Below are 11,375 nucleotides of genomic sequence, written 5' to 3' on the forward strand. Positions count from 1 at the left end.
GCTAGATTGACGGACGGATTTTGAGGGGTCCGGCAAATCTGGGCTTCCCGGCCAGGAACTCGAAGCCTCTGAATTTCCTAATCTATCGGCTTAGCGTAGGATTTCGGGAAAATCCTCTGCTGACCCCTTCTTGTCAAAGTTCGCTGCGAGCCCAAAGGCCGACCTTCTGCGGGCGCGCGCGGCGCATGACCTCAGGTTGCCGCGGTGCGCGGCGAGGCCGTCCCGACCGATTGCGCCGGAGCCAAAGCCTTCGCCACCAACACCGGCTGCGCGCGCGCCGCCGCCCGCTGAACCCGCGCCTTCGCCGACTCCGTTACCGGCTGCGAGCGCGTCGCCGCCCGCGCGCGTGGCCGAGGCCGAGCCGTCCTCGCCTGCATCCTCGCCGCCGGCGCTCAGGACGCCGGCGCATTTCGATTGCGTCAACGGCAAGCACATGGGGACAGACTACGTTATTTGTGCGTCGCCGCAGTTGCTGGACGCGGAGGCGAGGCTTGAGGACGCCTACGCCGCCGCCCGCACCGGAGCCAACGGCGATCGCATCAAGAGCGAGCAATGGGATTGGATCAAACGCTATGGCCCGGATTGCGGCTTGCCGCTGCGCGGCCGGCCGAGCGATGACAAAATCACCAGCGCCGCCGGCTGCATCGGCGACGCGCTGGAGGCGAGGATCAAAGAGCTTCAAGCTGAGCATTGAGCCTGCCCCCCGATCAAGTCGGGGGTCGGGCTCTAATTAGGCGCGAGCGCCCCGCGCCGCAGGCGTCGCGGCCATCATCGCTATTCGGGGTAAATGCGCCGCACGAAGGATTCGCGGAAATCGGGCGTTTTGGCCTCGTGGCGCCTCGGCTGGCAGACGTTATCCCAATGCGCCGCAAACACGTTGTCGACAAATTGTCGCGCGGACTCGCTGAGGCTGAAGGTAAGCGCGCGGGCACGCGCAAGCTCTCTGGGAATTGAGAGCGCTGCGAGCGCCGCTCGACCGAGATTCGCGTCGAGTACGCCAGCGCCGCTATCTCCAATCACGTCGAGTGGACCCACAACTGGATTTGCAGCCACTGGCAGACCCGAGGCAAGCGCTTCAAGCAGCACGAGGCCAAAGGTGTCGGTCAAACTTGGGAACACGAATACGTCGGCACTCGCGTAGGCGGCGGCAAGCCTGTCGTCGCGCATTTCGGGCGCTCGGTAATGGGCGTCTACCGCGATAGATAATTGGAACAAGCGAAAACGGCTCCTAGACGATTAGGTGTCAATTCTCTGGGGGCGCGCCTTGAGCCACTCGACCCTTTGCCTCAGGGTCGTCAGTCTCGGAGATGCTCCGACCGATAAGGCATGACGCGCGCGGGCTTGAGCTTCCTGCTCACCGCCGCCGCCAGCACACCTGCCTTTAGGGGGTGCCGTCCGTCGAGTTCCACCACGAGCTTCGCTGCGTGACAATAAAAGTCGACGACGTAGCGATCGAAAGGACGGAACTTGTCGCCGAAACTTCGCTCCGTGAAACCGGGACCGCGGAGATGCTTCCAAGGAAGCTCCTCTGCAGGTGTCGGGGTTTTTCGCATAGCGCGTGCGAACTGTCGTTGGTCCGTAACCATCAGCGGTCGAGCCCCTCACCCCTGCCCCTCTCCCTTCAGGAGAGGGGTTATTCGAGCCTTACCGTCACTGCATCCGACGCCCCCCTGCTGTCGACCACGGTCACGCGGGCGAAGCCGGCGCCGTCGGGCTTCCAGGCGGAGGTGCGGCGCAACTCCGCTTCGCCAACTGGCGCGCCGTTGACGAACCAGGCGAAGGGCGGCACGCCGCCGAGGGCTTTCAGCGCCAGCCGCGCATCCCGAGCGCCGTCCGTAATGCCGAGATCGACGCGGGCGCCGTCCGGCGGAAAGGCGATTTTCAGCGCCGCCGTCTCGGTTGCCGCCATGGTCTTGGGCGCGTCCTTGCGCAGGTGGCGCAGCGGCGGCGGCAGGTCGGCGGTCACGCGCGCTGACAAGACTCCCCTCGGCGGTCGGACGACCTCGACGTCGCGCCCGAGGCGCGCAAAGGCGTCGAACAGGATCGGCGCCGCAACCTGCCGGCCGATCAGCCCCGGCGTCGGGCCGTTGTCGGGTCGCCCGACCCAGACGGCGATCGTTGTCTCGCGGTCGAGGCCAACCGCCAGCGCGTCGCGAAAGCCGTAGGACGTGCCGGTCTTGAAGGCGATGCGGCCTGAAAGCGAATTCGCCGGCGGCGGGGCGCCACGCAGAATGTCGGCGACGTACCAGGCCGCAACCGGATCGGTGACCCGGCGCGGACCGATGATCGGCGCCGCCCCGTCGAGCCGCTCGACCAGCGCCGGGGCCTCGCCGCCGCGCGCAAAGCCAGCGTAGAGGCGGGCGAGGTCGGTCAGCGAAACGCCGAGGCCGCCGAGGCCGATCGCGAGCCCGATCGGCGTATCCTTCGGCAGCGCGATCTCCGCGCCTGCGCCGTGCAGGCGGGCGAGAAACGTGGCGGCGCCGACGTCGGCGAGCACCTCGATCGCCGGCAGGTTCAGCGACATCTGAAGCGCTTTGCGCGCGGTCACCGTGCCCTGATAGCCGAGGTCGAAATCCTCCGGCGCGTAGGCCCCGTAGCGCGCCGGCCGGTCGAACAGCACCGTCTCCGGATGCGCAAGACCCTCTTCGAAAGCGAGCGCGTAGATGAAGGGTTTCAGCGCCGAGCCCGGCGAGCGCGGCGTGCGCGACATGTCGATCGCGCCGCCCCGCGAGGCGTCGTCGCGGTCGGCTGCCCCGACGCGAGCGCGGATCTCGCCGCGATGGTTGTCGACGACGACGATCGCCGCGGACAGCCTGGGGCCGAGCCGCGCGACGCTCTCTTTGGCAAGCGCCTCGAGCTTCGCCTGCAGCCGCGCGTCGATCGAGAGCCGGATGACGTTTGCCTTCGGGTCGGCGGCGACGGCTTCCTGGGCGGCGTGGGCCGCGAGCGCCGGGAAGGCTCTTCGCGTCTCGGGAACCGGGTCGGCCTTCGCCTGCTCGGCCTCCTCGGCGCTGATCACGCCGCGCGCCGCGGCCCGGTCGAGCACGCGGTCCCGGGACGCGCGCGCCAAGGCCGGAAAGCGATCCGGCCGGCGCGCCTCGGGCGACTGCGGCAGGGCGACCAGCAGCGCGGCTTCGGCGATCGTCAGCTTCAAGGGCTCCTTGCCGAAATAGGCGAGCGCGGCGGCGCGCACGCCTTCGAGATTGCCGCCGAACGGCGCCATGGTGAGGTAACGGTCGAGCACTCCCGGCTTGCCGACCGCACGCTCGATCTCCCGCGCGCGAGCGATCTGACGGAACTTCGCCTCAAGCGTGCGCTCGGCGCGCGGCTCGATCAGGCGCGCGACCTGCATCGACAGGGTCGAGCCGCCCGAGACGATGTGGCCGCGCACGAGCCACTGCCCGGCCGCGCGGAGAAGCGCACGGCCGTCGACGCCGTGGTGCACGTAGAAGCGGGCGTCCTCATAGGCCACGAGCATTGTCACGTAGCGCGGATCGACGTCATGCGTCGTCGCCGGCAGCCGCCACCGCCCGTCGGGCATGGTGAAGGGCCTGAGGAGCCGTCCGTCGCGGTCGACGACCAGCGTCGAACCCTCGCGCGATGCGGCAAGGTCGAGCGGGGCGAGCGAGGCGGCATAGCGTATCCAGGCGAGGTTGGCGGAAAGACCGATCAAAGCGATGAGCGCGACGCCAAGGATCGTGATGAGCGCCCACTTGCGGAGGCGAAGCGCGCCCGTCACGGCCCGCCCCTCCCGCGCCTTCCTGTCATGCCCACGCAAACGAGCATCCAGATGCCGCAGCGTGCCGGCGCTTCAAGCTGAAGCGTTCGCGGCGCGAGACTGGATCCCCGCTTTTGCGGGAATGGCACGCGGCTCACTTCGCCGTCACCTCCAGCTCTCCGAAGGCGGTGCGGCCAAAGCGTTCGGGGGCGTACATGGCTTCGGCCGTCGCCGGCGGCCAGACGTAGTGCCCGGGCGCGACGGCGCGCACGACATAGGCGAGATCGATGAACGCCGACTGCCCCGGCTCGCGGTCGAACACCGCGACGAAACGGTCGTCGCGATATTCGCTGTGCTCCGGCGTCACGCCGGTCGTCAGCCACGAAAAGCCCGCGACCGAGCCGCCGTCGACCAGCGCGGGATTGTCGATCTCGAGTCCGGCCGGCAGACGGTCGACCACCAGGAGCCGCGCGGTTCGTGCTTCCGATTCCGTCACTTTCAGCGCCACCACGACGCGCTGATTTTGCTGCAGGCTCTTGAGGTCGAGCGTCTTGCCGTCGAGTGAATAGATCGTGCGCTCGACCGTATAGCCGTTGGACGCGGCGGGCTCGGGGGCAATCGGCGAGCCGGAGACAGTCGTCACAAGTTGAGCCGTCGCCTGCCCCGTATTGGCGATGGTCGCGGTTTTGCCGGAAAGCGCGTCGGGGCCGAAGCCGCGATTGAGCTCCCCCTTGACGGGCTGACCGTCGACGGTGAACGCGCCGAGGCCGCCATGCTCGGCGAGGCCCTCGGCCGCCAGCACCATCCAACCGTTCTCCTGCGTGCTGGTATAAGACCGCTCGGCGCGCGCCGCGTCCACCTCGGCGCCTGCGCGGGCGATGGCGTCGGCGGGCATGTCGCCTGCCGCCGGATTGGCCTCGGCGACCAGCGCCAGCACCGCGGCGGCGTCGCGCAGGCGCGAGCCGTAGTCGGGACGCGAATAGCCCGTGTCCTTCTCGGCGGCGAGCGCAGTCAGCGCGGCGGTGAAGACCTTGCCGGCGCGGGCGCGGTCGCCGAGCATCGCCAGCGCTGCGCCGAGCTGCGCCTTGGCGAGCGGCGTCGCGAACGCATCGAGCTTCGCATCGGTCAGATAGCGCAGGTCGCCGATCACCGGCCGGCCGTTGCGCGCCAGAACATAAAGGGCATAGGCGAGCGCGCCGTTGTTGTCCTTGTCCGGCTCGGGCGCGTTGACGACGGTGTTGCGCAACCGGTCGAGCGCCTGACCGAAGGCGCCCTCGGCGACCACGAACTTCTGCTCGCGGGCCCGAGTCAGGAAGTCGGTGACGAAGGCGTCGAGCCAGGCGTCGTCGTCGCCGCTGTCGGCCGCCCACATCCCGAAGGCGCCGTTGGCGCTCTGGCGGCTCATCTCGCGCTCGATCGCCTGCTTGACACGGGCCGCGAGGTCCGGGTCGACCCCAAGGTTTTCGAGCGAGGCGAGCCGGTTGGCGTAGAGGAGCGGCATAGCGCGGCTGACCGTCTGCTCCGAGCAGCCATAAGGGTAGCGGTCGAGCGCCTGCAACAGCGCCGGCGCGTCGAGCGCGCCGAAGGGCGAAGCCGCGACCGCGATCGAGCCCGTTCCGGGGATGAAGTCGGCGAGGAGATCACCGGACACCGTCCCGCTCGCGCCGCTCGGCAATGGCGTCACGGTGCGGCGATAGACGTCGGGCGCGCCGGAGACGATCCCGAGTCTGAAATGCTGCGCCTGATCGGTTTTCGGGCCAGTGAGGCGGAGGTCGAAATCCGCGGCGCCGATCCCGCCCGCGGCGATCGGGATTGTTGCCGCTCGGCGCTGATGCGCGTCGAGATGCAGCGTCTGGCGCAAGGCTTCGGCGTCCGCCGTCAGCGGCCCGTGCAGGTCGAGGTCGAGCGTATAGTCGCCGGCCTCGCCATCGACGTTGTCGATGTCGACATGCATCTGGGAGCGGTCGCCGACATCGAGGAAGCGCGGCAGCGTCGCCGCGACGACGACCGCGTCCCGCACAGTGACGTCGGCCTGGGTGGCGCCGACCTTGTCCCTGCTCCAGGCGACAGCGGCGAGCCGCACCGTGCCGTTGAAGCCCGGCAGGTCGAACGTCAGCGTCGCCTTGCCCTGGTCGTCGAGCTTGACGACCCCGGAGAAGAGCGCGAGCGGCGGTTGGGTTGGCAGATTGCCTTCGAGATTGCCGCTCTGATCGCCGCCGGTCTGAATGGCCCCGGCCACGCCCTGCATGCCGTCGATCAGCATGCCCCAGAGGTCGCGGATCTCGACCGGCAGCTTGCGCTGGCCGAAGAAATACGAGCCCGGGTCCGGTGTCCTGTAGCCGGTAAGGTTGAGGATGCCGAGGTCGACCGCCGAGACGGTGACATGCGCCTCCTCTCCCGGCGCGAGGCCTGCGACCGTGATCGGGACCTGGAGCGGCTCGCGCGGCTTCGTGAGTGTTGGCGCGCCGAAGGCGACGTCGAGCTTGCGCCGCTCGGCGCCGATGGCGAACCAGGCGAGCCCGATCGCGCGGCCGGGCATGCGCTTCGCCTGGACGTCGAGCGGCCGGTGAGTCAGCGCGACCGCATAGGCGCCCGGACCCCAATCGGCCCCGACCGCGAACGGTACGACGTTGTCGCCGGCGACGAGGTCCACATCGACGAAGCGCTCGATCGCGTCGCCGACCAGCGCCACCGTCGCCTTGCCAACATAGGGCGAATTGATGCGGAGCTTCGCCTCGTCTCCCGGCGCGTAAGCCGTCTTGTCGAGGGTGACGACGACATTGTCCGGCGTGTCGGCGCTCGCCGTTCCCGACCAGCCGACGTCGAACGTGACGCTCGTCTCCTCGCCATCAAGCGTCTTGACGTCGAGCCTGTGAGCGCCCCATCCGACGGGCGCCTGGAACTTCGCCGGCACGTCGGCGCCGATGTCGATGACGCCGCTCGCGACCCGCTTCGACGACTTGACCGGCTCGTAGCTCCAGCGCCCGTCGCTGTTGAACCACTGATAGTCGTTGGTCAGCTGATAGAGCGACCAGGCCGCGCCCTTGCGGGCGACGCGCGTCCCGTCGGGGGCAACGGCGATCGCTTCGAACGTCGCCGGGTCGCCGGCGCCGACCGAGGAATCGAAGTCCTGCTTCACCCCGACGACGGCGCCCTTCGCCCGCACCGGCAACGTCAGCGTGCGTTCGACCGTGCGGCCGCCGGACTCGGCGACGTCGACGATCAGCTTCGCCTCGAGCGGCCGCGTGGACGTCGCGTCGGGCAGATCGACCGAAAGCTCGGCATGACCCTTCGCGTCGGTTGTCACCTTGTCGGTGAACTGGGTCTCGACGGTGGTGAAGTCGTCGTCGGCGAGGCCCGCGACATAGCCGGGAAAGCCGGCGAGCGCCCCGCCCGCGACCGCCTGCAGGCGGATCGCCCCGGTGACGTCGAGCCCGCTTGCCGGCGCGCCGTAGAGGAAGCGCGCCTCGAGCGTGAGCCCAATGGGCTCGCCGGGCGCGATGTCCGGCCTTTCGGCCTTGAGGGTGAAATCGAGCCGCTCGGGGATGTAATCCTCGAGCAGGAAGCCGGCCTCGCCGATCGGATCGCCCTTCGGGTCGGCGTAGGCCTCTATGGTCCACTTGCCCGGAGCCGACCCTGGCAGCAGAGGCACGGCGAAGGCGCGTCCGCCGAGACCCTCGTCGGCGATTGTCGCGCGCCTGTATTCGACGCCGTCGGGGCGCTTCACGACCAGCGTCAGCGGCAGGCCGCTGCGGGCGACGCCCTTTGCGTCGCGCAAGAGCGCAACGGCGAACACCGTTTCGCCCGAGCGGTAGACGCCGCGCTCCGTGTAGAGGAAGGCATCGAGGCCCGAGGGCGCGTCGCGCCCGGCGACCCCGCGATCGGTGAGATCGAAGGCGTTCTGCGCCAGATTGAGGAAATTGTAGTCGCCGTTCAACGTCGCGACGACGACCCCTGGGGCCGAGCCGCCCTTGCCCCGAGCGAGTCCGGGATCGAAATCCGCCCGCCCGTCGGCGCCGGTCGTCTTGACCGCCAGCACCTCGTTGTTGCGGGCGACGAGCTTCAGTTCGACGCCAGCGAGCGGAGCGGCGGAACCGAGCGACTCGACCAGCGCATGGACGCCGTCGTCGCCCGAGATGGCGGTGAGGCCGAGGTCGGAGACGACCATCCACTGAGTCGCAAGCTGCGTGGATTCCGTCTCGTCCGTGTTCGCGGTCTTTTCCTTCCAGGGCCGCGCGGTGACGAGATAGACGCCGGGATCGAGCTTGCCGACTGCCTTCATGACCGGGAAATCGGTCACAACGTCTTTGTTGAGCGCGTTCGCCACGTCCATCGAGCCGCTCCACACCTTGACGCCGTCCTGGTCGGCGATCTCCTGGGCGCGCGACGTGTCGATGGGCTTTAGGAAATCGTCGCGGTTGACGGTCGCGAGCAGGTTGCGGTCGCCGATGCGGTAGACGTCGATGGCGACCCTGGAGGTGTTGACGGTGACGAGCGGCGCGCCTTCCTGCCCCTCTCGCGGCAACACGTAGGCGCGGCCGGCGAAATGCGCCTGGGGCGAGCGGTCACGCACATAGATTTCGTAATCCGCGGACTTCAGGAGGTTCTCGCCGACCGCCGAAGGCAGGCCCTCCCGCAGCACGATGGCGTAGCGCTCGCCGTGCTTCAGACCCTCGACACAGATCTGCTGGTCCTCGTTCGAGATCGCGGTGCTCGACGCGCCCGACACGGCGACATAGGGGGCGAAATCGGTCTTGCGCGCAAGCGACTCGGAGAAGGTGAAGCAGACGCGCGGATCAGTCGATTCGTTGTCGACCTTGTAGTCGAGGATGCGGAAGCCGTATTGCGCGCGCATCGCCTCGTAAATCTTCCGGACATCGAGATTGTCGCGCCGGTCAAGCGAAGCCTTCAAGGCGTCGAGCGCGCCGCGCCAGGCGCTGTGCCGCGCCAAAAGATCGCCGAGGGTCGCCAGCGCCGTCGCCTGGGCGTCGGGCGCCATGGCGCGCTGATAGGCGGCGTAAGCGGCGACAGCGCCCTGGGTGACCAGATCCCAGCGGTTGTTGGCCTGCGCGTCGTCGGCCTTGACCGCGACATTGGCGTAGGCGAGCCAGTTCGCCGGATCCTTCGGCGCAGAGGTCACGGCGGCCGCGGCGAGCTTCGCGGCGACGTCGAAGTTGCCCGCGACAACGGCGGCGGCGGCCGCCTTGCGCAGATCGTCCGGAGTCTTGCCCGCGGCCTCCGCGCCGATCTTGCCGGCCTCGGCCTTCAGCGTCGTCGCAAGCCGCACCGCGTCGCTTGCCATGTCCTCGTTGACATAGGGCTTGACGTCGGCGGCCAGGGCGGAAGCCACGAAAAGGAACGCGATGAGGACGGCGCGCAGAGCCTGGATCATGGTCAGTCCCCAAGGACTATCAGTCGCCTCATGGTCGACAATCGCCGTTCAGTCGGTCCCTGCAGCATAAGGCCCGACTGTGTATCACGCCCGGGACCGCGGGCCGTACGTCGGCATGAGGCCTCCCGACGCGCCCGGACGGTACCCGCAATTGATGACGATCACACGGGGTCCGAACGACGCCGCGGCACGGTCTGAAGATAGGGTTCGCTCTCGCCGAGACGCGCGAGTCGTTTGGCGTCTTCGCTTTCAATGGGCGACGCGGGCGGACGGAGAGCGCGTCGCCGGGCCGTCCCCGTCCCCGAGCGAGCGTTTCGACGTCATAGCGGTCCATAGCGGTCCTCCCGCATCGACGCCGAGAACAACGCCAAGCGATCCTGGGGTCAAGGCCTACATCGCACCGCGCGCGCAGGATGACGATCGAGTTCCGACGAAAGCCGACTTCCTATAGCATCGCGGGCGCCGCCGGCGGGACCGGCCCCCTTGGGAACATCCATGCGCCGAACGCTTTTCCGCCTCGCCCTGCTTCTCTCGGCCGCATTCCTTGGCGCATCGCTTACGCAGGCGCAGACGCCGCCTGCGAAGCCTCCTGCCGCGGCTGCGGCGGACACAGCCTTCGAGGCGCAGAAGGCGGCGTTTCTCGCACTACCGGCCGCGACTCGCGTGGCGGCGCAGGACGCGCTCGTCTGGCTCGGGCTCTACAACGGGACGAGCGATGGCGATTTTGGCAAGCGCACGCGCGATGCGATCGTCGCCTTCGAGACCGGCCAGAAGGCGCCCGGCGACGGCGTCCTCTCCCCCGGCCAGCTCCAGGCGCTGCTGGCGGCCGGGAACAAGGCCCGCGCCGCCGCGGGCTTCCAGACGATCGCCGATCCGAGGATCGGCGCCCGCATCGGCGCGCCGACCAAGCTTCTTGGCGCCAGGAGCGGCGTGACGCTTGACTTCGCCTCCGACCTGGACGCCGATCTCGCCCCCCCTCTACGCGCGGCTCTCCACAGAGTCCCCGGCCCGCAAGGTCGCCTACAAGGCGATCAAGGCCGGCGCGTTCTTCGTCGTCTCCGGCCAGGACGCGGGCCGAAAGTTCTACACGCGTTATGAGCTGAACGCCGCCGCGACGCCCCCGATCCGCGGCTTCACCTTCAGCTATCCCGCTGGGCGCAACGATCTCGACCGGGTGGCGTTGGCCGTCGCCAACGCCTTCGTCGCCTTTCCTCCGCCCGGCCTCGCGACCGGCGCGACCTCGAGCACGAACGCCGCGCAGACGCCGGCCGCGCCACCTCCCCAGCCGAAGGCGACGGCGCTGATCTTCGCGCCCGACCGCGCGCTGACCGCACTCAGGCCTGAGGACTGCCCGAATCCAAACGTCGCCGGCAAGCCGGTCCGGTTCGAGCGGACCGACGCGGCCACCGGGCTCGCGCTCCTTTCAGGCGACTTCGGCGAGGCGAAGGCGCCGCCGCGCGGCGAGCTCGCGCCCGACCTCGTCGTGCTCAGCGCGGACGGAGAGCGCGTCGCGGCCATCCCCGCGGCGCTGGCAGTCGGCGCGCAGCCGGCCGTCGTCGCCTCGCTCGGCAAGAGCGCGGCGGGCGGCCCCGTCTTCGACCGACAAGGCGGGCTTGCCGGCGTCGTGGCGCCTATCGCGGCGGAGCCGAAGCGCGTCGGCGGCGTCGCCCTCGCGGGTCCGAACGCGATGATCGACGCCGAGGCCATCGGCGCCTTCCTCGGCGGCGGCGCTCTGACGCCGATCGCGGCGCCGATCGCGCTCAGCGTCGGCGCCATCGCCGCACGGGAGAAGACGGCGGTGGCGGCGGTCATGTGCGGGAAGTAGCTTCGGCTGATCCCGAAATCCGTCGTATTCGTCCGGCGGCGGCCGCCAGAAAATCTAGACCCTTCACGAAACAAGCAAATCATTTTCAAGATTCGCGTTTACGCGGCGTCATGCGCGCGCGTTGATCGCGGCTTCTACGGACCAGCCCTCCACACGGTAACGAAAGTATCGCGCTCCGCGTCAAGATCGTGCAACTTCGGGAGGCGCTGACGATGGCGCGCGAGCACCTTCATTTGTAGGTGGTTGCGAGTTTTTTCGCTCTCTTAATTCATTGTATTATATGGGGTAATTGGACTTTCCGACGAGGGCTGCTCAGACTTCTCATGAAACCATGTCCGGATGAGCCAGATGCCAGAAAGCCCCGCCACAGCGCCGATCCCGGTTCAACTCTCCGAGCCGGAGTTCATCGCATTTATCTTCCCGCACCTCTCGATGCCCAG

5 protein-coding genes and 1 pseudogene are annotated in these 11,375 nt (G+C 68.8%); 2 read left to right on the forward strand and 4 right to left on the reverse strand.

Going from position 1 to position 11,375, the window contains the following annotated elements; all coding sequences use genetic code 11:
• Positions 1-346: 346 nt before the first annotated feature.
• Positions 347-694 carry a hypothetical protein gene (locus tag ACLP25_RS01950; protein WP_442467558.1) on the forward strand — a complete coding sequence of 116 codons (348 nt, stop codon included), beginning with the start codon at positions 347-349 and terminating at the stop codon, positions 692-694.
• Between the two features lie 80 nt (positions 695-774).
• On the opposite strand, the pseudogene ACLP25_RS01955 reads toward ACLP25_RS01950, so the two are convergent.
• The 4 genes and pseudogenes from ACLP25_RS01955 to ACLP25_RS01970 all read right to left on the reverse strand — a co-directional run.
• Positions 775-1,191 (reverse strand): annotated as a pseudogene (locus tag ACLP25_RS01955) (glycosyltransferase); the annotation flags it as partial.
• 104 nt (positions 1,192-1,295) lie between these two features.
• Positions 1,296-1,586, reverse strand: a complete 291-nt coding sequence (locus ACLP25_RS01960; protein ID WP_442467559.1) for an endonuclease domain-containing protein — start codon at positions 1,584-1,586, stop codon at positions 1,296-1,298.
• Between the two features lie 47 nt (positions 1,587-1,633).
• Positions 1,634-3,739, reverse strand: a complete 2,106-nt coding sequence (gene pbpC / locus ACLP25_RS01965; RefSeq protein ID WP_442467560.1) for a penicillin-binding protein 1C — start codon at positions 3,737-3,739, stop codon at positions 1,634-1,636.
• 133 nt (positions 3,740-3,872) lie between these two features.
• Positions 3,873-9,110 carry an alpha-2-macroglobulin family protein gene (locus ACLP25_RS01970; protein WP_442467561.1) on the reverse strand — a complete coding sequence of 1,746 codons (5,238 nt, stop codon included), beginning with the start codon at positions 9,108-9,110 and terminating at the stop codon, positions 3,873-3,875.
• A 495-nt stretch (positions 9,111-9,605) separates the two neighbouring features.
• On the opposite strand from ACLP25_RS01970, the gene ACLP25_RS01975 reads away from it, so the two are divergent.
• Entirely contained in the window at positions 9,606-10,208 is a 603-nt protein-coding gene (locus ACLP25_RS01975) for a peptidoglycan-binding domain-containing protein (protein WP_442467562.1), read from the forward strand.
• The last annotated feature ends 1,167 nt before the right edge of the window (positions 10,209-11,375 follow it).

This window comes from Roseiarcus sp. (genome assembly GCF_052145395.1).
Taxonomy (GTDB): Bacteria; Pseudomonadota; Alphaproteobacteria; order Rhizobiales; family Beijerinckiaceae; genus Roseiarcus.

What these genes read in the sequence shown, in the direction of transcription:
- ACLP25_RS01970 (WP_442467561.1), bottom strand. Translation starts at nt 9,110, where the DNA reads ATGATCCAGGCTCTGCGCGCCGTCCTCATCGCGTTCCTTTTCGTGGCT.
- ACLP25_RS01960 (WP_442467559.1), bottom strand. Translation starts at nt 1,586, where the DNA reads ATGGTTACGGACCAACGACAGTTCGCACGCGCTATGCGAAAAACCCCG.
- ACLP25_RS01975 (WP_442467562.1), top strand. Translation starts at nt 9,606, where the DNA reads ATGCGCCGAACGCTTTTCCGCCTCGCCCTGCTTCTCTCGGCCGCATTC.